Source organism: Micromonospora matsumotoense (assembly GCF_900091525.1).
Taxonomy (GTDB): Bacteria; Actinomycetota; Actinomycetes; order Mycobacteriales; family Micromonosporaceae; genus Micromonospora; species Micromonospora matsumotoensis.
This window is the reverse complement of the sequence record NZ_FMCU01000007.1, coordinates 216,402-237,856: the sequence shown is the minus strand read 5'-3', so window position 1 is coordinate 237,856 and position 21,455 is coordinate 216,402. Positions and strand designations below refer to the sequence as shown.

Here is a 21,455-nt window from a genome sequence, read left to right as displayed (position 1 = left end):
GTGGTGCCCGGGTGGAACGTCAGCGGGAGTTCGTCCGCGGGCTGCTGCGGTGCTATCCCGTCAGCTTCCTCGTGCTCGCCCCGTACGCGGTGTTCATCGTGTCCTCCGGGCGTCCCGATCCGCAGTGGCGGCAGGGCATGCGACAGGCGACCGCCCGGTACCCCCGGCGGGACGGCCCGGTGCCGCTGCCGGTGGGTGCCGCCCGGTGACCGTTCGGGCCCGCTCCCGCGTCGGTCGTAGCGACGCCCCGGTCGTCCCCCGCAGCGGTGGTCGGGCCGTGCTCGCCCTGCTCGTCGGGGGGTTGTCCAGCGGCGGCAACCTGCTGGTGGCGATCACTGTCACCCGGCTGGAGTCGATCGGCGGGGTGGGCGAGTTCGCCCTGGCCTTCTCGTTCTACGTTCTCGGCTCCGGGCTGGTCCGCAGCATGGTGACCGATGCCGTCCTGGCGGCGGGGACGGGCGTCACCTCCGCCGCCCGGCGGGTCACCCTGCTCGGCACGGTCTGCGGCGCCGTGCTCGGTGCCGCCGGTGCGGGGTACGGCTCGCCCTATCTGGTGTGTGTGGGCCTCGCCCTGCCGGGTCTGGTGCTCTACGACTACACCAAGGCGATCGCCGTCGGCGTCGGCACCCCGTCGGGGGCGCTGGTGCAGGAGGCCACCTGGGCGGCGGTCACCGGTGGTGCCGCGCTGGCCGGCCTGCTCCGGTGGGTCGACGCGCCGTCCGTGGTCGGCGTCTGGGCGCTCGGCGGGGGGCTGATCGGCGTGGTCGTCGGGGTCCGGCGCGGCTACGCCCTGCGACCCGGCTGGCGCGTCGGCCGGGTGGAGAGCCGCGTCGCGGTGGGGTTCGGCACGCAGTTCCTGCTGACCACCGGATCGGCGCAGTTGTCGCTGAGCGCGGTGGCCGCCTTCGCGGGCACCTCGGTGGTCGGGGCGTTGAGCGCCGGAAGGACGCTGCTGGGGCCGGTGAACCTGGTGCTGTCCACCGCCGCCACGCTGACCCTGCCGTACCTGGCCCGCAGCCGTACCGAGTCCCGGGCGGTGCGGTCCAGGGCGGCCGTTCGGGTCTCGCTGCTCGTGGCTGCCGGCATCCTGCCGATGACGGCTGCGGTCGCCCTCCTGCCCGACGCGGTCGGCAGAACGCTGCTCGGCGGCAACTGGGACCTGGCCCGCAGCCTGCTGGTACTGCTGGCGCTGGAGAGCCTGTTCGCGGTGCCGGCTGCCGTCGGCTTCGCCGGGCTGCGGGTGGAGCAGGCGAACCGGCGGGCGATTCTGCTCGGCATCCTGCTGGGCGGATTACGGGTGCCCGTGGTCGTCGGCGCGGCGGTGCTGTTCGGGGCCACCGGCGCGGCCGGTGCGCTCGCGGCGCTCGCTCTGGTCAGCGCGGTCGCCTGGGCTGGCAGCTACCTGCTGCTGCTGCGGCACCGTGCGGCGCACCGCGCGCCGGCACACCGCCGGCTCGACCCGGTCCCGCCCGGCGGGTGAGCCGACCCGGGCCCGCCCGGCGGGTGAGCCGGGCGGGCCGCAGGGGACGGCCGACGGGTCAGGCGACGGTCGACAGGGCGGCGCGGACGCGCTCCACCACCGTCTTGACCCCCGCGTCGGTCAGCTCCGGATAGGTGGGCAGGTTGATGCCGCGCCTGCTTAGGTCGACGGTCACCGGGCAGTGCGCGCCCGGATCACGGTGCGCCGGCAGGTCGGGGATCGGCACGAAGAAGGGCCGGGTCTCCACGCCGAGCCGGTCGAGCGCCCGGGCCACCGCGTCCCGGGAGACGGCGTCCCCTTCGGGCCCGACCAGGAAGGCGGCCATCCACGGTGCGCGGCGGACGCCGGCGACCACCGGCTGTGCCGACAGCGCCGGCTCGTCGGCCAGCTGCGCCTCGTAGCCGGCGATCACCGCGTCCCGCCGGGCGATGATCTCGTCGGCCCGGTCGAGCTGGGCGCAGAGCAGCGCGGCGGACAGGTTGGTCATCCGGTAGTTGTAGCCCAGCACCGGGAAGTAGTACCGCCGCCGCGGGTCCATGCCCTGGTTGCGCAACAGGCGCATCCGGTCGGCCAGCGCCTCGTCGGACGTGGTCACACAGCCACCCTCACCTGCGGTGATCACCTTGTTGCCGAAGAACGAGAAGGTGGTGGCGTCGGCCAGCGAACCGGTCGGGTGCCCGTCGACAGTGGCCCCGAAGGACTCCGCCGCGTCGGCCACCAGGAGCAGGCCGTGCCGGTGGCACAGCGCGCGCAGGGCGGGATAGTCGGCGGGGTGGCCGTACAGGTCGACGGCGATGACCGCCCGGGTGCGTGGCCCGATCGCGGCCTGGACCGCGGCGGGGTCGATGCACCAGCTCTGTGGCAGCACGTCCACACAGACGGCGCGTGCCCCGCAGTACGCGACGGCGTTGGCGGTGGCCACGTAGGTCATCGCGGGGACGATGACCTCGTCGCCCGGACCGATCCCGGCGGCGGCCAGGACCAGGTGCAGGGCGACCGTGCCGTTCGTCGTCGCGACCGCCGTCCCGGTGGCGCACCGCCGGGCGAAACGGTCCTCGAAGTCGTTGAGGTAGGGGCCCTGGGAGGATACCCATCCGCTCCTGAGAGCATCGAGAACGTACCGTTCCTCCAGGTCGGAGAGGCTCGGTCGGGCTACCGGATAGCGGTCGTCCCCCATGCTCACGGTGCTTCCTCCCTGGTGAGTTCGGCGGCGAACGTGGATCTGGGCATCGGTCCCGGTCGTCCCTGCGCCACCCACCGCAGCACGTCGAGGTAGTCGCCACCGGTCGCCGTCCAGGTGCGGGCGGCCAACCGGCCGTTGGCGTGCCGGGCGGCGGTGGCGTAGTGCGCCCGGTCGGCCAGCAGCCGCTGGACCGCCTCGGCGAGGGACGCCGGCTCCGTGGCCCGGAAGACCGCCGCCTCGGCGCCGGTGAACTCCAGTTGCGCCAGCAGTGGCTCGGCGTCGGCGCAGGCGACGGGCAACCCCCAGCTGAACGCCTCCAGCATCGCCCCGCTCGCCGCCTCCCAGAGCGACGGGATCACCACGGCGTCGGCGCGGGCGTAGAGGGCGTTCAACTCGTCGAGGGTGACGAACCCGGGGAAGGACACCCGGCCCCGCAGGTCGGGGAGCGCGGCGCGGGCGAGCAGGCGACTGGCCTCGGGCTCGACCAGCGGGCCGGGACAGACCAGCCGGCACTGCGGGAGCGACGCCATCGCCTCCAGCAGCGTCGCGTGGTTCTTGTGGGCCGCGGTGGAGGACGGGTAGACCAGCAGGCCCGGTTCCGGTCGCGCGGCGGCGCGGGCGGGCGCGGGCTGGAACGTCGGGGTCGGGATGAGCGCGGTCCGCTCCGCCGCCTCGGGGAACAGCCGCAGGGTCTCCCGGTACGGGTGCGGCCAGGTGACCACGAGGGCGGACGCGCGGGCCACGTTCTCCCGGACCACGGCGGCGAAGCCGGGGGCGTGGAAGGCGGCGTGCAGGTGTCGCAGGTCATGCACGACGACGACCGACGGGCCGGGCCCGATCGGGGCGCTGTGGAACGGGTACAGCGTGATGTCCGATCCACGCTGCCGGGGGACCGAGCGCTGCCGGACCACGTTGACCGCCCTCCGGACGGCGAGCGAGTCGCGGACCCGCGTGGGTGTCCAACGGCGCAGCAGTTGCCCGGGGGCGGTGTCCGAGCGCAGTGGCTGGCCGATTTCGCTCCAACCGATCTGATCAGCGGACACCTGGTCACGCCACTGGTCGAGGGTGCCGCGCAGGACGTTCACCCGCAGGTCGTGGGAGGGGTCGGCGGCCATGCCGGTCAGCAGGCCGTAGGTGAAGGCTTCGACCCCGGCGGCGTGGCCGGGCCGGATCGGGGTGGCCTCGACGGTGATCCTCATCGGTCCACCCGCACGAGGCGTCCCATCCGCTCGTCCTCCAGGAGTTGTCGGTCGGCGTCCACCATCACCCGTACCAGGTCGCCGAACAGGGTCTTCGGCGCCCAGCCCAGGTGCCGCCGGGCCTTGCTGAAGTCACCGATGAGCGCGTCGACCTCGGCGGGCCGGAAGTAGGCGGGGTCGATCTCCACATACCGCTGCCAGTCGAGCCCGACCCGGTCGAAGGCGGCCTCGACGAACTCGCGGACGGAGTGTCCCTCGCCGGTGGCCACCACGTAGTCCTGCGGGGTGTCCTGCTGCAGGGCAAGCCACATCGCCTCGACGTACTCCGGGGCGTAACCCCAGTCCCGGACCGCGTCGAGGTTGCCCAGGTAGAGTTTGTCCTGGATGCCGGCCTCGATCCTGGCCACCGCGCGAGTGATCTTGCGGGTCACGAAGTTCTCGCCCCGCCGGGGGCTCTCGTGGTTGAACAGGATGCCGTTGACGCAGAACATGTCCCACGACTCGCGGTAGTTGACCGCCGACCAGAAGGCGTAGACCTTGGCGCACGCGTACGGGCTGCGGGGGTGGAACGGGGTCTCCTCGCGCTGCGGGGGCGGGGTGGAGCCGAACATCTCCGAGGAGGACGCCTGGTAGAAGCGGCAGCCGATGTCGGCCGCCCGCGCCGCCTCCAGCATCCGCAGGGCGCCCAGCCCGGTGACGTCCGCGGTGTAACCCGGGATGTCGAAGGAGACGCGGACATGGCTCTGCGCGCCGAGGTTGTAGATCTCGTCAGGCCGGATGTCCCGGATCAGCGAGGTCAACGAGGCCGGGTCGGACAGGTCGCTGTAATGGAGGAAAAGGCGTGCGTCGCCACTGCGGGGATGCACATCCACGCCGTCGATCCGCTCGGTGTTGAACGAAGACGATCTTCTTTTTATCCCGTGCACCGTGTATCCCTTGTCGAGCAGGAACTCCGCCAGGTAGCTGCCGTCCTGGCCGGTGGTGCCGGATATGAGTGCCACTCGCGACATGGAGGTCCTCTCGTGCTGTGCCAGAGACTTTTTCCGCGACATCCTTATACCCTCATCCGGGCGGCCGGCCACCATTCCTCGGCCCGTGGCGGCGAATTGAATAAAATTGCGAGGCGTGGTCACTGAATGGCCGTTCGCTCGTTGGCCCACTCAGTTCCACCTCTTGAGCGAGGAGCGAGGATGGCCAGCGACACCACCCCCGCGGCGGACGTCAGAACACGGTTGGCGAGTGTCGACCGGGGGAAGTTCCGGGTCCTGGTCACGGCGAGCTACTTCAGCCCCGGCTGGCGGGCCGGAGGCCCGGTCCGCTCCATCTCCGACGTGCTCGACACGGCCAGCGCCGACGTCTCGACGACCCTGCTGACCCGGGACCGTGACCTCGGCGCCAGCGATCCCTACGCCGGGCTCTCCGGCACCTGGGTACGACGTGGCCGGACGCGCATCTTCTACCTCGGTGTCCGACACCCGGCGCACTGGCGGACGCTCTGGCGTTCCCTGCGGGCGGTGCGATTCGACCTGCTCTACGTGAACAGCGTCTGGTCGACCTTCTCGATTCTGCCCATCGTCGCGGCCCGGCTCGGCCTGCTGCGGGTGGATCGCATCCTGGTGGCTCCACGGGGCGAGTTCGGTGCCGCCGCTCTCGGCCTGCACCGGGCCCGTAAGCGGATGTTCCTGGCCGGCTGGCGATGGATGCTGCGGGGGCCCAGGGTGCTGTGGCACGCCAGTACGCCGCTGGAGGCCGTCGACATCCGACGGGCGCTGCCCCGGGCCCGGATCGGTGTCGTCGCGATCGCCAGTGGCCCGGAGCCGCGTCGCGCGCCGGCCGAGTTGCCGGCGACCGACCACGCACGACTGGTCTTCATCGGACGGATCTCCCCGATAAAGAACCTGGACCTGCTGATCGCCGCGCTCGCCCAGGTGCGGGCGCAGGTGCGGCTGGACATCTACGGCCCGCTGGAGGACTCGAAGTACTGGCAGCGCTGTGTGGAGCTGCGAGCGGCCCTGCCGGACCCGTCCGTGGTCAGCTACCGGGGAGAGCTGCGCCCCGAGCAGGTCGGCGAGACCTTCTCCCGGTACGACGCGTTCGTCCTGCCGACCCGGGGTGAGAACTTCGGCAACGCCATCGCGGAGAGCCTGGCGGCGTGCTGCCCGGTGATCTGCTCGGACCGGACACCGTGGACGACCGTGTTGCGCGACGGTGGCGGGCAGGTCCTCACCGAGTTGACCCCGGCGGCGTTGGGTGCACTGGTCACCCAGCTCGCCACCGCCTCGCCCGCGCAGCGGCAGGCGGCCCGGGCGGCGGCGGGGGCCGCCTACCGCCGGTGGCGGGCGAGCCGGCCGCGGATCAGTGTTCTCGACCAGGCACGGCAGACGATCACCGACCCGGTGCGCCGGGTGCCCCCACAGGGCCGGTCGTCGTGAGACCGACCCGACCGCCCGCCGGGCGGTGCCCCCAATCCCACCATCGGCTACGAGGAGGCGTCCAGTGACCCGGGTGATGACCGTCGTCGGGACCAGGCCGGAGATCATCCGCCTGGCCCGGGTGATCGACATGTTGGACCGGACCGTGGAGCACACCCTGGTGCACACGGGACAGAACTGGGATCCCGCACTGTCCGACATCTTCTTCACCGAGCTGGGTGTCCGGTCCCCGGACCGCTTCCTGCGGGCCGACACCCGGTCGCTCGGCAGCCTGCTCGGTGCCGTGCTGGTCGGCACCGAGCAGGCGATCGGTGAGCTGCGCCCGGACGCGCTGCTGGTGCTCGGCGACACCAACAGCGCCATCTCGGCGTTGATGGCGCGACGGATGAAGGTTCCCGTCTACCACATGGAGGCGGGCAACCGCTGCTTCGACCTCAACGTCCCGGAGGAGACCAACCGCCAGCTGGTCGACCACGTCGCCGACTTCAACCTGGTCTACTCCGAGCACGCCCGGCGCAACCTGCTCGCCGAGGGCCTGCACCCCCGCCGGATCCTGCACACCGGCTCACCCATGCGGGAGGTGCTCGACCACTACCGGCCGCAGATCGAACGGTCCGCCATCCTGGCGCAGCTCGAACTCGAACCGGGCGGCTACTTCGTCGTCAGCGCCCACCGCGAGGAGAACGTCGACCACCCGGATCGACTCCGCCGGCTGCTGGACTGCCTCTGCGCCGTCCGCGACGAGTGGCGACTGCCGCTGCTGGTCTCCACCCACCCGCGCACCCGCAAGCGCCTGGAGTCGCTCGCCGTCGACGGCACGCTCCTGGACGGCATCACCTTCCACGAGCCGTTCGGCTTCTTCGACTACGTCACCCTGCAACGGCACGCCCGGTGCACGCTGTCCGACAGCGGCACCGTCAGCGAGGAGGCGGCGATCCTCGGGTTCGCGGCGGTGACCCTGCGCGAGTCCATCGAGCGCCCCGAGGCGCTGGACTGCGGGGCGATCGTGATGACGGGTCTGGACCCGGCCGGGGTGGTGGAGGGCGTGCGGGTGGTGGTGGCCCAGGTGGCGGCCGGCCCGGTCGCCTGCCCGCTCGACTACCAGGTCCCGGACACGTCACGCCGGGTGGTCGACTTCATCCTCTCGACCGTGCGCCGGCATCACGACTGGGCGGGCATCCGCCGCTGACCGGCTGACCGGCCGGGCCGGCACGCCCGTGACCACCGTGCCCGCCGGGACGTCCCGGGTCACACAGGCGCCCGCCCCCACGATGGCGTCCCGGCCGACCGTCAGCCTCGGCAGGACGGCGGCGGTGGTGCCCACCATGACGCCGTCGCCCAGGCGGCAGTAGCCGGAGATCGCCGCGAGCGGGTTGACCGAGACATGGTCACCCAGGACGGCGTCATGGCCCACGGTGCAGTTCTGGTTGAGGTGTACATGGCGGCCCAGCGCCACGTTCGTCGTCACCCTGGCACCGCCGGCGGCGAACAGGCCCTCCTGGAAGACGCAGTCCGGGCCGATCTCGGCAGCCGGATGCACCACGGTGGCGGCGGGCAGGCCGTACCGGGCGAGCACCTGGTCGGTCTCGCGGCGCAGCTGCGGGTGTCCCACCCCCAGCGCCACCCGGGTGGTGGACGGCTGCCCGGCCAGCCAGCGGGTCGGCCCGAGGAACGGAACACCGAGCCGACGCACGAGTTCCACATTGGGCTCGGTGGGGTGGTCGTCGACGAAGCCGAGCACCCGCCAACTGGTCCCGTCGACCGGCCGGGCGTTCAGCAGTCGAATTACGCCGTATATCTCACGGCCCATCCCGCCCACACCTACGATTACCACGTCGGTAGTCAACCGTTGCTCCCTCGGCCACGGAGAACGCCGGTCGCTCTCCGTCATCTGGACCCCCTCGCGGCACCGACCGCGCCGGCAGGGCAGCGGTGGCCGGTGTCCGTAGGTCGCGAGGGCATCCGGTACGGGCCGCGCCCGACGGCTTCCGACGCCCTCCTCGCTGTCATTGCGTTCCCGATACTCAGGTGGAGTGCCGATCCGCGGACGGCACGGTGAAGGTGGGCCCGATGGTAAAGCTGACAAGAACCCGTCCCCCCGACGATGCTGCGGCGTCGTCGAAGCGGGCGGTCCGGTCCGCCGACACCGCGCGCAACTACCGGGTGGTGGCGACCGCAGGTGTGTTCGAGCCGGGCTTCCGTGGTGGTGGCCCGATCCGTTCCCTGCGGTTCATCCTGGACACCCTGCCGGGGGACCTCGACGTCACCCTGATCACCCGGGACCGGGATCTCCACTCGCCAGCACCCTACCCCGGGCTGTCCGGACGGTTGCTGCGGCGCGACGACCGCTCCGCCGTGTTCTACCTGGACCCCCGGGCACCGCGGCACTGGGTCCGACTGATCCGGCACGTCCGCTCCCGCCCGATCGACCTGCTCTACGTCAACAGCATCTGGTCGCTGTTCTCGGTGCTGTCGATCCTGGTGGTGGCGCTGCGCCTGGTGCGTGTCGGGGCCATCCTGGTCGCCCCGCGCGGTGAGCTGTCGCCCGGCGCCCTCGCGATCAGGACCGCCAAGAAGCGGCTCTTCCTGGCGGTGTGGGCACCGCTGCTGCGCCGGTTGCGGGTGCGCTGGCAGGCGTGCAGCGGTCTGGAGGAGAAGCAGATCCGGGCGAACATGCCGTGGGCGCAGGTGATGGTGAACGGCAATGAGAGCCCGATCCCGGAGCACCCGGCACCGCCGGCCCGCGCGCACGACGGGCCGCTGCGGTTGGTTTTCGTCGGCCGGATCTCGCCGATGAAGAACCTGTCCACGGCCCTGGAGGCGGTGGCCGGCACCACCCGGCCGATGGAGTTCGACATCTTCGGGCCGCCGGAGGACCCGCACTACTGGTCGCGATGCCAGCGGATCATCGCGGCCATGCCGGGCCACGTCCGGGTCCGCTACCTCGGCGAACTCGCGGCGGCGGACGTCCTGCCGACCTTCAGCCGGTACGACGCCTTCCTCTTCCCCACCCTCGGCGAGAACTTCGGTCACGTGATCCTGGAGAGCCTGGCCTCCGGCTGCCCGGTCGTCTGTTCGGACAACACGCCGTTCAGTGAGCTGATCGCCGACACCGGCGGGCTGGTGGTACGGCCGGCGACGGCGGCCGGCCTCAGCCGGGCTCTCGACCTGCTCGCCGCCCGGTCGCCCGAGGAGCGGGCCGAGGCGAAGGGCACCGCCGGACGGCGGTACCGGCACTGGCGGCAACGCCATCGGGAACCGAACGTGCTGGCGCATGCCCGCCAGTTCTGTCGCTGATCCCGTCCGGGGCGGAACCGGCGTCACCCTGGCCGGACCCGACTCGTTTCCCCAGTGACCGGGCCCGCCTGCCCGGTCCGGTGGTCCGTAGCCGTCCCCTGCGATCGAGGACAGTCAGTGCCCAGTCGTGTTCGTACGATGGCCCGGCGGGTGCGGGACCATCTGGCCGCGTCCCGTGACCCCGAGGCGTTCGTCCGGTCCCTGGGGGTCAACCTGACCGGTCGGGTCAGGTTCTACGGGGTCAACCGGGCGATGTTCGGTTCGGAGCCGTGGCTGATCACCATCGGCGACAACGTCTACATCACCTCCGAGGTCCAGTTCGTCACCCACGACGGTGGCACGTTGATCCTGCGCAAGGACCATCCCGACCTCGACTGGACCGCGCCGATCACCATCGGCGACGACGTCTACATCGGCATGCGGGCGATGATCCTGGCCGGCGTCACCATCGGCAACCGGTGCGTCATCGGGGCCGGTTCGATCGTGACCCGGGACATCCCGGACAACACCGTGGCGGCCGGGGTGCCGGCGCGGCCGGTGCGCACCACCGACGAGTACCTCGAACGGCTGCTGGCCAAGTCGCTGGGCATCGGGCACCTACCCGTCCCGGCCAAACACGCGGCGATGAAGCGGATCTACGGCGTCACGACCGGCTGACGTCCGCCGGGACACGACGTCCGCCGGTGCGGTCCCGCCGGGGCACGGGCCACCGGGTCAGGCCCGCCGGGGCCACCGGGTCAGGCCCGCCGGTACGCCACCTGCGGCGGCGGGAACTGGTGGACTCCGGTGATCGTGATCGCGCCCAGCGCCCCGGTCACCCCGGTCACCTCGTAGCCGAACCGGTCCCCGGTCATCGCCGCCGCGCCGGCACCGAGGTTCAGCGTGGTGGTGGCGCCGACGCCACTGACCCGTACGGCGGGCGGCGTGGTGCCGCTGGCCTGCCAGACGTGCGCGTACCAGTGCCAACCGGCGGGCAGCACCACGGGAGCGACCAGCACGGACTCCCGCACCCCGACCGAGGTGACGGCGACGGTGCCGAAGTCGGCGATCGGGCCGAGGACGGCGGGACGACCGGTGGCCGGATCGTGGGCGTACACGCCGTGCCGCAGCACGCCGGTGCCGGCCACGGTGACCTCCACACACGCCCGGTCGACCGGGGTCGGTGCGGCCAGGAAGACCGGGTGCAGCAGGAGCCGCTGGTAGGTGCCGGTGCAGGTGCGGCTCAGCGTCGGGCCGGACCGGACGAGGAAGTAACTGCCCCGGGGTCCGGTCGCCCCCGGTAGCGGTCCCGATGCGACCTGGTCGGGTTCCGCGCGCCACGTCCCGTACCCGGGGGAGACCGGCACGTGGTACGGGATGCCGTCGACGGTGACCCGGTCCGGCACGTCGAGGTTCGTCGGGCCGACCGGGACCAGCAGCCGGTGGAACAGCTGCGGCGCCGCCATCTCGGCCTGCGCCACGGTGCCGACCCGTTCGATCACCACGAAGTCCTGGCCGTCGGCGGACACCACGATCTCGGTGGCGGTCGACGGCGGCGTCAGATAGCGGCGGTAGGCGGTGCCGGTCACCGACTCACCGGCGGCCAGGGTGCGGCCCCAGACCAGTTGCGGGTAGTTCTTCTTGAGGCTGGAGCTGATGAACCAGCCCTTGGCCGTGGTGTAACGGACCCGGATCTCGGGCGTCCCGTCCGCGACCGGCAGCAGCCCGACGGCGATGCCCCACTGTGGGACGCCCCCGCCGCTGACCACCCACTGGGTCATGCTGCTCGCCGGCATCAGCCGGTTCCGCAGCGTCGCCGGGGTGAAGTCGGTGAGCGCCGTCAGGGTGTCGATGTTCGCCCAGACGGACCAGTTCAGGCCGCCGGCCACCCCCACGTTCGGCATGAACTGCCGACGGGTGCCGCCGGCCACCGGGGTCAACGGCCCGCACTGGGTGACCCCCGCGTTGAGGGTGAACCGGCTCAGGGCGGTGACCGTCTGCGCGACGATCAGGCTGCCACCGGGCGACCAGCGGTATTCGTTCGAGATCCGGCACAGGGACGGGAGTTGCGGCATGATCGTGGCGATCGGGGTGCCGATCCGCGCTCGGGCCGTGTCGATCATCCCCTGGTAGGTGGGGATGACGTAGGACTCCCGGATCACCAGCTCCTGGCCGGTCGACCGGCCGGCGGGCACCGGCCGGCCGTCGAGTTCGACGGCCGCCGTGTGGGAGTGGGTGGCCGGGCGGATCTGCACGTCCGGGGTGAGGCCGGTGATCGGCACGGTGGTCCGGTTGGTCGCCCCCGAGACGTGGGTGAGCGGCGCGGTCGGCCTGACCCGGGCGCCCTGGGCGATGCCGTCCACGATCGTGTACGGGTTACCGAACAGCAGGCTGCTGGTGCTGGTGATGGCGAGCAGGGTGAAGATGCGGCTGCCGTCGCTCCACTGCGAACCCACGTCGGTGGTCGTCTTGCCGTGGTTGGTCACGACGATCTGGTTGCCGACGTTGTAGCCGTGGTTGCCGCCGACGTACGACCAGCCGGTGTTGATCGGGCAGTTGTCGTCCGAGGTGTCGTGGATACTGGTGCCGACGGCGGACATGACCGGCCACACCTGGGCGTCGGTCGCGGTCGAGGGCACGAGGCTCACCTGGGGCAGGCCGGAGTGCCACAGGCCGACCATGCTCTCCGCGTACGCCAGGTTGACGGGCATGACCACGTCCCGGGTGGCGTCGATCCGCGATCGGACGGACATCAGGGCGTTGGACCGGTAGACGATCAGCTCAGCCATCCTCCACACCTCCGGTGTTGACCTGCGACGATGCTGTCACTGTGCGCGTTTGTGCCGCTGGCGGCGGTTGTCGGTCGGCTCCCGGACAGCGCCGACGGCCGTTCGGTGGACCCTGGCCGGGCAGCGGCGATGGACAACTGCGAACTTTGTCCTTAATAGGATGAGGTGCCCGATTCTGCCGTAATGTGCTGCACACCTGCTCGATGAACAGGTGACGTGCGTATTCGGGGGGTTGTTCATGCGCATTCTGATCACTGGGGGGGCCGGTTTCATCGGCGCCAACCTGGCCCGCGCCGCCCTGTGCGAGCCGGCCGTCAAGGAGGTCAGCGTCCTGGACGACCTCTCGGTCGGGCTGCGGGGCAACCTCGACGGGCTGGACGTCGATCTCGTCGAGGGGTCGATCCTGGACCCGGCCGCCCTGGACACGGCGATGGCGGGCCGGGAGGCGGTGGTCCATCTGGCCGCCCTGCCCAGCGTGCCCCGCTCGCTGCGCGACCCGCTGGCCTCCCACCACGCGAACGCCACCGGCACGTTGATGGTGCTGGAGGCGGCCCGACGGCATGACGTCGGGCACGTGCTCGTCGCCTCCTCCTCGTCGGTGTACGGCATGAACCCGGCGCTGCCCAAGGTGGAGCTGACCTGGACCCGTCCGATGAGCCCCTACGCGGCCAGCAAGCTCGCCACCGAGGCGTACGCCCTGGCGCACCAGGCGTCGTTCGGGCTGCCCACGCTGGCCTTCCGGTTCTTCAACGTCTTCGGCCCCGGGCAGCGGCACGACCACGCGTACGCGGCCGTCATCCCCCGGTTCACCCACGCCGCCCTGCGCGGCGAGCCGGTGGTGGTGCACGGCGACGGCACCCAGTCCCGCGACTTCACCTATGTCGGCACGGTCTGCGACGTCATCCTCGACGCGCTCCGCCGCCGGGTGCACCACCCGCATCCGGTCAACCTCGCCTTCGGGGCGCGGGTCAGCCTGCTCCAGGTGCTCGACGAGTTGGAGGAGCTGTTCGGGCGGCCGATCGACCGGGAGCACGCGCCGCCCCGTACCGGTGACGTCCCACACTCGTTGGCGGACAACACCACCCTGCGGCACCTGTTCCCGGACGTCACCCCCGTCGACCGGGTGCAGGGGCTGCGGGCGACGGGCGAGTGGATGGCCGAGCGGCTGGGCGTCGTCCCTGCCCCACTCCGGTGATCCGGGCCGTGGGCCGGGCCGCCGCTGAGGCGGTCGCTGCCAGGCTCCCTACTGCCGGGCCGGTCGCTGCCAGGCTCCCTACTGCCGGGCCGGTCGCTGCCAGGCTCCCTACTGCCGGGCCGGTCGCTGCCGGGCCGCCTGCTGCCGGGCCGGTCGGCGCCGGGCCGCCGGTTGCCGGGTCGATCCCTGCCGGGCTCACAGCTGCCGGGGCGACGGTTGCCACCGGGGCGACGGTCGTTGCCGCGCAGCCGGTCGACACGACGGTCGCCTCCCTGGTCCCGACGTCCGATGCGGCATCGACGTCCGGCCCGCCGTCGGGGCCCAGTCGGGACCGCACGGTCACGGTCGGCATCGCCACCGCGATGGTGGCCAAGGGGATCGGCCTGGCCGCGCCGCTGGTCATCACGCCCGCCTGTTTCCGGTATCTCGGCGACCAGCGGTACGGCCTGTGGATGGCGATCACCGCGCTCACCGGGATGGCCTGGTTCGCCGATCTGGGGCTGGGCAACGGGCTGCTCACCCGGCTCGGTCAGCTGGCCGACGACCCCCGCCAACAGGCCCGGGAGATCTCCGGGGCCTTCGCCACCCTCGGCGTGGTCGCGGTGCTGCTGCTGGCGGCACTCGTGGTGGTCACCCCGGTGGTGCCCTGGGTGGAGCTGTTCGCCGTCCGCGACCCGACCGTCGCCGCGCAGACCGGCACCCTGGTCCTGATCTGCTTCGGCGCCTTCGCGGTCAACATCCCGCTCTCGCTGATCCAGCGCATCCAGTACGCCCGCGGTCAGATGGTGCAGAGCAGCGTGTGGCAGTCGGCCGGTGCGCTGGCTGCCATGGCCGTCGTGCTGGTCGCCATCGCCGCCGACTGGGGACCGTTGGTGGTCGTCGGCGGCGCGGTGCTGGCCGTGCCGGTGACCAACCTGCTCAACACGGTGACCTACTTCTGGTCCGCCGGGCCCGCCGACCGGCCGACGCCGCGACTCGTGCACCGGGAGACCGTCGTCGGCCTGCTCCGGCTGGGCCTGCAGTTCTTCGCGCTCACCATGATGTCGTCGATCGCGCTGAACGTGGACAACCCACTGGTCGCGAACGTCCTGGGACTGACGGTGGCGGCGCACTACGCGGTCGTGGGAAAGCTGTTCGGGGTTCTGTGGATCTTCGTCGGACTGGTGGGCATGACGGTCTGGCCGGTCAACGGCGCCGCCCTGGCGCAGGGTGAGGTGGCCTGGGTACGCCGCAACACCCGGCGCATGGTGGCGCTCTACGGCGTGATCGTGGGAGCGGTCGGGCTGCTGCTGGTCGGCTACGGCCACCGGCTGATCGAACTCTGGGTCGGCACCGTCGACCGGTCGACCATCCGGCTCCCGGTCCTCGTCGGGCTGGCGGGCTGGTCCCTGCTGGTGGCGGTCACCTCCCCGTTGCTCATGGTGCAGAACAGCATCGGTCTGCTCCGGCCGCAGTTCGTCGGCTGGGCGTCGTTCCTGGTGCTGGCGACCGTGCTCAAGGTCTGGGGGCTGCGACAGTTCGGCCTGGCCGGCCTGCCCGGGGCGGCCTGCGTCGCGTACCTGCTCACCGTGGTGCCGGCGGCGCTGGTGGGATACCGGCGGGCCCTCGCCCGGTGCGGGCCGTCGTGACCGGCCGGGTCCGGGTGCTGCGGGTCGTCGGCGAGCTGAACTTCGGCGGCACCGAGATGCGCACCGCCGAACTGCTGCCCCGGCTCGCGGCCGCCGGCACCGAGCTGCACCTGGTCACCCTCAGCGACGCGGTCGGGCCGGGGCCGCTGGCCGACATGGTCACCCGGTACGGCGGCACCGTCACGGCGATGCCGCTCGACCCGCGCTTCCCCGCCCGCTTCCTACGCCTGCTCGGGCAGCTGCGCCCGGACGTGGTGCACGCCGACTGTGCCAACTTCTCCGGCGTGCCGCTCGCGCTCGGCGCACTGTGCGGCGTACCCGGCCGGGTCGCGCACTTCCGGGGGGACGACAACCAGCACCGCACCCTGCGCCGCCGGATCTACCGGTGGGTCTGTGGCCGGCTGCTGCGGATCTCCGCCACCGACATCCTCGGCGTCTCGCCCAGCTCGCTGACGTTCGGCTACCACCCGTGCTGGCGCGACGACCCCCGCTGCCAGGTGGTGCTCAACGGACTCGACCTCGACCGGCTGCGTCGGCCCAGCCCCGACGACCTCCGGACCCTGATCGGCGCGGGACCGGGGGACCTGATCTGCGTGACCGTGGGCCGGGCCTCGCCCGAGAAGCGCCGCTGGCTGCTGCCGCCGATCCTGGCGGCACTGCGGGACCGGGGCGTGTCCGCGCACGCCGTGCTCGTCGGGCCGGGCGACCCGGCCGACGACGACCGCGTCCGGGCGGCGGCGGCTGCCGCCGGGCTCGGCGACCGGGTGCACCTGCTGGGCCCGCGCGAGGACGTGGGCGGGCTGTTGCGGCAGGCCGATGTCGTCGTCCACCCCTCGTGCCTGGAAGGGCTGCCCGGGGGAGTGCTGGAACCCGTCGCGTTGGGCGTCGGCACGGTGGCCGCCGACCTGCCGGGGGTGCGCTTCATCGGCGAGCGGCTGCCCGGGGTGACCATCGTCGGCATCGACGCCCCGGCGCAGGTGTGGGCGCGGGCGGTGGACCGGGCGGCGGCGTTCACCGCGTCGACCGCCCCTGCGGTGGCCGCGGACCGGTTCGTCCACAGCGTCTTCGCCATCGACCGGGCCGCCGCCATCCACCTGGAGATCTACCGACGGTGGGCATCGGCCCGCCCGGGGCGGGACCTGGCGCCACGAGAGAGCAGCCGACCACCGGTCGGCTCGGGACGGTGGGAGAGATGACCGATCAGACCATGGTCGTCGGCCGGGAGCCATGGCCGGACGGGGCATCGACCGGGCGGACCGACCGTCCCCGTCCGCTGCTCGTCGGCGCGTACGCCTTCCCGCACGGGGACGCCACCTCCAACCGTCTGCTGCAACTCGCCCGGTCCGCCGCCCCCGAGGGCAGCCGCACCCTGGTCGTCAACGACTGGCCCTGCGAGGTCGCCTTCCCGGCCCGGCCGCCCGGCGCGGCCGGCGTCGACCTGGTCACCCTGCGGGTACGTGGTCTGCACCGGCTCACCCGGCTGCCGGCCCGGCTGGCCCGCCCGGTCCGGGTGCTGCGGGCCACCCGCCGGCAGGGGGTACGCCGGGGCGACGTGAGCGTGGTGCTGCTGCCGATGGCGCTGATGACCCTCGGCAACTGGACGGTCCTGCGCCTGGCGCTGCGCTGCCCGGTGGTGGTGGACGCCAGCGAGCGGCACGACCGGCGGCAGTTCCGGCACGGCTGGCTCACCCCGTACCTCGTCCGGCACCGTTGGTCGACGTTCCTGACCACCCGGCTCGTCGGTCGCGCCACGGCGGTCTCCACCACGCTGGCCGGCTATCTCACGGCACACGGGCTGGAGGTGCTGGTGGTGCCGCCACAGGTGGACTGCGACGACTTCCGGGCCGGGCAGCCGCCCGCCCTCTCCACCGGCCTGCGCCTGCTCTATGCCGGCACCCCCGGCCGCAAGGACATGCTGGACGTGATCGTCCGCGGGATCAGCCGGCTCGGCCCGGAGCAGCAGCGGCGGGTCAGCCTCACCATCGCCGGGGTCACCCGCGAGGACGCCGCCGCCCACTCGGATCTGGACGTCTCGGTGCTCGACGGCCTCTGCGCCGACGTGCGGTTTCTCGGCCGGGTCCCCCGCGCCACCGTGCTGGCGCTGCTCGCGGAGTCGCACTTCTCGATGCTGGTCCGCCCCACCGGCGGCTACGCGGCCAACGGCTTCCCGTCCAAGGTGCCGGAGAGCCTCGCCGCCGGCTGCCCCGTGCTGCTCAACCACACCAGCGACCTGGCCGCCTACGTGCACGACGGCGTCGAGGGGTTGGTGCTCGACGGCAACGGCCCGGACGATGTGCGGTGGGCGATCGAACGGGCGCTGCGGCTGTCCGACGAGGAGTGGACGGCGATGAGCCGGGCCGCCCGGTCGAGGGCCCGCGAGTCGTTCGACCACCGGGCCTGGCGGGACCGGGTCAGCACCTTCGTGGCGGCCGACGACCGGGGCTGAGCCGGACGGTATGACAAGCGGTGGGCGTCCCGATCGGGACGCCCACCGTCGTGCGGTCTCCGGCCCGGCACCGAAGTGTGATCTCAGCCCGGCACGGTGGGGCGATCAGCCCAGCACTGCGGGCGATCAGCCCAGCACCGGGGGGCGGTCTCAGGGCAGCACTGGTGCGGTCCCAGGCCAGCACGTGGTGCGGTCTCTCCGCCCAGCACGGGTGCGTGACCTCAGCGCAGCACCGGCACCGGCCGGCGCGGCGCGGCGTCCACCGGGGGGTGGACCTGGTGCGGGTGTGCCGGCGCGGGGGACGGCTCGACGCCGTCGTCGGCGTCGGCCGGGATGCCGGGCAGGTGCAACAGCACACCGGCGGTCACGAGCCAGAAGACGTACGGGTAGGTCTGTCCGGTGCCGAAGATGGCCGACTCGGTGACCTGGATCAGCAGACCGGTGACGACGAGCCAGACCAGACCCGAGTCGGCCCGGCGCACCGGTGCCCGCAGCGCGACCCGCCCGACGGCCAGCAGCAGCAGCGCCAGCGGTGCCACGGCGGCGAGCCCCAACTCCAGCAGCAGTTGCAGATAGCTGTTGTGCACCACGCTCACCCCGGCCCCGAAGGACTCGTCGAGACTGGCGAGGGCGAACAGGTGGTTGCGGGACGCGTACCCGAAGCCGAGGGCGGGGCGGTTCTGCCACCACAGGTCGACCGTCGCCTGCCACATCTCGGTGCGGCCGTTGGACAGGTCGCCGTCGGTGGGGTCGGTGAAGCGCAGTACGAGCTGCCGCATCCAGGGGCCGGCGAAGATGATCGGCAGCAGGTTGAACAGGTAGGCCACCAGGAGCCCCGCGGCCAGCCCGGCGGCGAGGCGGACCACCCGGCCCAGCCCGTGCCGCAGCACGACCCAGAGGGCGCCGACGAGCACGGCGATCAGCCCGGTGCGGGACTGGGAGAGCAGCAGGCAGGCGACGGCCGGCACCATGCCCAGCAGTTCCCGCCGCCGCCGTGACTGCTGGTAGACCGCCCAGCCCAGCGGGATGGTCAGGGCGCAGACGATGCTGAGCATGTTGGGGTTGTTGTAAAGGCCCTCGAACCGGTCGGTCTGCGACAGCGCGGCGAGGAGCGTGCCGTCGGTGAGCCCGAAGCCGAGGCTGATCAGGGCGGAGCCGCTGAGCACCAGATAGACCACGCGCAGGTCGGCCAGCATGACCGTCCGGTCCGACCACCGGAAGCGGATCAGGACGTGCACCAACGCGGCCAGCAGGAGCAGCGCGACGCCGCGTTGGAGGGTCTCCAGCGGCACCACCGACCAGGTGAAACTCAGCGTGGCGAGACCCGCCATCGCCCAGAGCGCGCCGATGAGCAGGCGGGTCCACGGGTCGAACCGGGCCACCGTGCGACCCGGCCTGCCCAGCGCCCAGACGATCAGGGCGGCGACCGCCGCGTACCGGGGATAGAAGCTGGCCTCCACCAGGGCCGGCAGCTTGGACGAGGCGCAGACCAGGAGCGCCACGGTCAGGCCCAGCAGCCACCGCCAGCCGTCCATCTGCTGCGCGAGCGCGAACAGCGCGAGCAGCAGCAACGCCACCGCCCCGACCGCGACCAGCGGGACGTTGACGCTGGCGACGGTGGTGGCCACCGCGACGGCGAACGCCCCGACGATCAGGCACAGTTGACCCACTCGGTTCCCCACGTGATGTCCTTTGACTCCAGCAGGCCGGCGGTGCCGGCGGTGGTCTGTTGGTCCGTCAGCGCGGCACGCCCGCCAGGCCCGGTCGGGCCTGGTCGAGCGCCCAGCGGGGCCGGGCGGCGTGCATCGCCGCGATCATGTCCGGCCAGCTCGGCGGGTGATAGCCGGTGACCTGGGCAAGGGCGTCCGCGCGCATCGACCGGTCGCAGGCGAACTCGTCGTCCGGCACCAGTTCGCCGGACCACCCGTACACCTCGGCGACCAGTCGGAGCAGGTCGTACTTCGTGATCGGTGCGGCGGCGACGTGGTAGAGGCCGGTCAGCTCCGCCCGGGGCAGGACCACCGTGCGCAGCAACCGGGCGAACTCCACGGTGGTGACCCCGCTGTAGATGGCCCTGGTGAAACCGTGTACCTGACCGCGTTGGGAGAGGAACCAGTCCACCAGGGAACGGTTCGTGGTCAGCTCGTGCCCGACGATCGAGGTACGCAGGGTGAGCGCAGCGACCCCGGTCGCCTCGCCCAGCAGTTTGGACCGACCGTAGAGGTCGGGCGGGTCGGGCAGGTCGTCCTCCACGTAACCGCCCCGGCGGCCGGAGAACACGCAGTCGGTGCTGACGTGCACGAGCCGGCCGCCGACCTGCGCGCAGGCGTCGGCCAGCAGATGGGGGAAGAGGGCGTTGAGGGTGACCGTGGGCACCGCGTCCTGCACGTCCGGTCGCTGCTTGATGACGCCGACGCAGTTGACGACGACGTCCGGCCGCAACTCGTCCACGAGTCGCCGGACGTGATCGAACCGGGTCACGTCGACGGCCGGGACGATGCGGTCGAGCAGGTGCCGGGGGAACCACCCGGCCCGGTCGTCGATGCTGCGGGCGAGACCGTGGACGTCGAGCTCCGGATCGTCGTCGAGTTCGCGCAGCACGGCGTGGCCGAGCATGCCGGTGACGCCGACGACGAGGACCCGTCGTGCCGGGCGTTGGTCGGCCTGGTGGTCGGTCCGCTGGTCGGCCTGGTGGTCGCTGCGCCGCCGGGGCACCCGGTCGGGTCGGCCGGTGTCGGCGGCGGTGCTCATGTCGTCACCACGGCCGCCGCGGCGGCCTGGACCTGCGCGCGCACCTCGGGCAGCGTCATCAACAACGACTCGATCTCCGGTACGGACAGTCGGCGGGCGTTGTGCGAGTGGAAGTCGGCGAGGCCACCGTGCTCGACGTCGCCCTCCTCGAAATAGAGGGAGTAGTTGAGGTCGCGGCTGTCCACCGGCACCCGGAGGAAGTCGCCGAGATCCTCGGCGAACGCCAGCTCCTCCCGGCTGGCCAGGGTCTCGTAGAGCTTCTCCCCGTGCCGGATGCCGAGCACGTTGAACTTGGCCGGCACCCCGAACAGGTTGCACAGCGCCGTGGCCAGGTCGCCGATGGTGCAGGCGTCGGCCTTGCGGATGAAGACGTCCCCCGGCTGGCCGAACACGAACGCGTGTTCCACCAGCTCGACCGACTCGGGCAGCGACATCAGGAAACGGGTCATCGTCGGATCGGTGACCGTCGGCAGACCGCCGCGGAGGATCTGGTCGATGAACAGTGGGATCACCGATCCACGCGAGTACATCACATTGCCGTAGCGCACACAGCAGACCCGGGTCCGGGCCGACGCGTTGTTGCGGGAGTGCGCCTGCGCCACCTTTTCCATCAGCGCCTTGGTCATGCCCATCGCGTTGACCGGATAGACGGCCTTGTCGGTGCTCAGCAGGACCAGCGTCTCCACGCCGACCCGCTCGCAGGCGTCCACCACGTTGGCGCTGCCGAGCACATTGGTGCGGACCGCCTCGAGCGGGAAGAACTCGCAGGAGGGCACCTGCTTGAGGGCGGCGGCGTGGAAGACGAACTCCATGCCCCGGGCGGCCTTGAGCACACTGTCGTAGTCCCGGACGTCGCCGATGTAGTAGCGGACCCGGTCATTGCCGAGGCGGTGCCGCATCGCGTCCTGTTTCGACTCGTCACGGCTGAGGACCCGCACCTCGGCGGCGCCGGCGTCGAGCAGTCGGGAGACCATTGTCTGGCCGAACGACCCGGTGCCCCCGGTGATCAGGAAACGCCTCTCCGAAAGCGAGGGAAGCATATCTCCTCCTGCCTGTTTCCCGGCGGACCATCCTCG

The 21,455-nt window shown here is 72.1% G+C and carries 18 protein-coding genes; 10 read left to right on the top strand and 8 right to left on the bottom strand.

Translation table 11 applies throughout. From position 1 onward, the window contains the following. The first annotated feature begins 11 nt into the window (after positions 1–11). Together GA0070216_RS16710 and GA0070216_RS16705 are read left to right on the top strand one after the other, a co-directional pair. Positions 12–209 carry a hypothetical protein gene (locus GA0070216_RS16710; RefSeq protein WP_091246715.1) on the top strand — a complete coding sequence of 66 codons (198 nt, stop codon included), beginning with the start codon at positions 12–14 and terminating at the stop codon, positions 207–209. After that, the gene (locus GA0070216_RS16705) at positions 206–1,480 is read left to right on the top strand and encodes an MATE family efflux transporter (RefSeq protein WP_141723117.1); all 1,275 of its coding nucleotides are present in this window, start codon (positions 206–208) and stop codon (positions 1,478–1,480) included. The genes GA0070216_RS16710 and GA0070216_RS16705 overlap by 4 nt, the downstream gene beginning before the upstream one ends. 58 nt (positions 1,481–1,538) lie before the next feature. Here the strand turns inward: GA0070216_RS16705 and GA0070216_RS16700 are convergent, their stop codons facing one another. From GA0070216_RS16700 to gmd, 3 genes are read right to left on the bottom strand one after another with little or no spacing between them, the layout of a single operon-like run. After that, a complete protein-coding gene (locus tag GA0070216_RS16700; protein ID WP_091246710.1) occupies positions 1,539–2,657 on the bottom strand; it encodes a DegT/DnrJ/EryC1/StrS family aminotransferase in 1,119 nt (372 codons plus the stop codon). Positions 2,658–2,659: 2 nt separating this feature from the next. After that, positions 2,660–3,862, bottom strand: a complete 1,203-nt coding sequence (locus GA0070216_RS16695) for a glycosyltransferase (protein ID WP_091246707.1) — start codon at positions 3,860–3,862, stop codon at positions 2,660–2,662. After that, entirely contained in the window at positions 3,859–4,872 is a 1,014-nt protein-coding gene (gmd, locus tag GA0070216_RS16690; protein WP_091246705.1) for a GDP-mannose 4,6-dehydratase, read from the bottom strand. Before gmd ends, GA0070216_RS16695 begins: the two co-directional genes overlap by 4 nt. 180 nt (positions 4,873–5,052) lie before the next feature. Between gmd and GA0070216_RS16685 the strand changes: the two genes are divergently transcribed. Together GA0070216_RS16685 and wecB are read left to right on the top strand one after the other, a co-directional pair. Next, positions 5,053–6,294 carry a glycosyltransferase gene (locus GA0070216_RS16685; protein ID WP_141723116.1) on the top strand — a complete coding sequence of 414 codons (1,242 nt, stop codon included), beginning with the start codon at positions 5,053–5,055 and terminating at the stop codon, positions 6,292–6,294. A 64-nt stretch (positions 6,295–6,358) separates the two neighbouring features. Next, positions 6,359–7,483, top strand: coding sequence for a non-hydrolyzing UDP-N-acetylglucosamine 2-epimerase (gene wecB, locus GA0070216_RS16680; protein WP_091246700.1), 1,125 nt, complete (start codon positions 6,359–6,361; stop codon positions 7,481–7,483). On the opposite strand, the gene GA0070216_RS16675 is transcribed toward wecB, so the two are convergent. Continuing rightward, a complete protein-coding gene (locus tag GA0070216_RS16675) occupies positions 7,412–8,185 on the bottom strand; it encodes an acetyltransferase (RefSeq protein WP_218108216.1) in 774 nt (257 codons plus the stop codon). The two genes, wecB and GA0070216_RS16675, sit on opposite strands and share 72 nt — an antisense overlap. Before the next feature lie 179 nt (positions 8,186–8,364). Between GA0070216_RS16675 and GA0070216_RS16670 the strand changes: the two genes are divergently transcribed. Then, positions 8,365–9,591: a glycosyltransferase family 4 protein gene (locus tag GA0070216_RS16670; RefSeq protein ID WP_141723115.1), complete on the top strand. Its 1,227-nt coding sequence runs from the start codon at positions 8,365–8,367 to the stop codon at positions 9,589–9,591. Between the two features lie 150 nt (positions 9,592–9,741). Next, on the top strand, positions 9,742–10,248 hold the full coding sequence (locus GA0070216_RS36135; RefSeq protein WP_281190433.1) for an acyltransferase: 507 nt from the start codon (positions 9,742–9,744) through the stop codon (positions 10,246–10,248). 80 nt (positions 10,249–10,328) lie between these two features. Here the strand turns inward: GA0070216_RS36135 and GA0070216_RS16660 are convergent, their stop codons facing one another. Further along, positions 10,329–12,359 carry a hypothetical protein gene (locus GA0070216_RS16660; protein ID WP_091246691.1) on the bottom strand — a complete coding sequence of 677 codons (2,031 nt, stop codon included), beginning with the start codon at positions 12,357–12,359 and terminating at the stop codon, positions 10,329–10,331. Positions 12,360–12,597: 238 nt separating this feature from the next. Between GA0070216_RS16660 and GA0070216_RS16655 the strand changes: the two genes are divergently transcribed. Genes GA0070216_RS16655 through GA0070216_RS16640 form a run of 4 tightly spaced genes read left to right on the top strand, consistent with a single transcriptional unit; the run spans position 12,598 to position 17,628 of the window. Continuing rightward, entirely contained in the window at positions 12,598–13,554 is a 957-nt protein-coding gene (locus tag GA0070216_RS16655; protein WP_091246689.1) for an NAD-dependent epimerase/dehydratase family protein, read from the top strand. After that, positions 13,509–15,182: a lipopolysaccharide biosynthesis protein gene (locus GA0070216_RS16650; protein ID WP_342670748.1), complete on the top strand. Its 1,674-nt coding sequence runs from the start codon at positions 13,509–13,511 to the stop codon at positions 15,180–15,182. Before GA0070216_RS16655 ends, GA0070216_RS16650 begins: the two co-directional genes overlap by 46 nt. Next, entirely contained in the window at positions 15,167–16,378 is a 1,212-nt protein-coding gene (locus GA0070216_RS16645; RefSeq protein ID WP_091246685.1) for a glycosyltransferase, read from the top strand. Before GA0070216_RS16650 ends, GA0070216_RS16645 begins: the two co-directional genes overlap by 16 nt. After that, positions 16,375–17,628 (top strand): glycosyltransferase, encoded by a 1,254-nt coding sequence (locus GA0070216_RS16640; RefSeq protein ID WP_091246682.1) that lies wholly within the window; start codon positions 16,375–16,377, stop codon positions 17,626–17,628. Before GA0070216_RS16645 ends, GA0070216_RS16640 begins: the two co-directional genes overlap by 4 nt. A 221-nt stretch (positions 17,629–17,849) precedes the next feature. Here the strand turns inward: GA0070216_RS16640 and GA0070216_RS16635 are convergent, their stop codons facing one another. Genes GA0070216_RS16635 through GA0070216_RS16625 form a run of 3 tightly spaced genes read right to left on the bottom strand, consistent with a single transcriptional unit; the run spans position 17,850 to position 21,419 of the window. After that, positions 17,850–19,310 (bottom strand): O-antigen ligase family protein, encoded by a 1,461-nt coding sequence (locus GA0070216_RS16635; protein WP_141723114.1) that lies wholly within the window; start codon positions 19,308–19,310, stop codon positions 17,850–17,852. A 55-nt stretch (positions 19,311–19,365) separates the two neighbouring features. Next, positions 19,366–20,379, bottom strand: coding sequence for a dTDP-4-dehydrorhamnose reductase family protein (locus GA0070216_RS16630; protein ID WP_091246679.1), 1,014 nt, complete (start codon positions 20,377–20,379; stop codon positions 19,366–19,368). After that, positions 20,376–21,419: a polysaccharide biosynthesis protein gene (locus GA0070216_RS16625; protein ID WP_091246677.1), complete on the bottom strand. Its 1,044-nt coding sequence runs from the start codon at positions 21,417–21,419 to the stop codon at positions 20,376–20,378. The genes GA0070216_RS16630 and GA0070216_RS16625 overlap by 4 nt, the downstream gene beginning before the upstream one ends. Between the last annotated feature and the right edge of the window lie 36 nt (positions 21,420–21,455).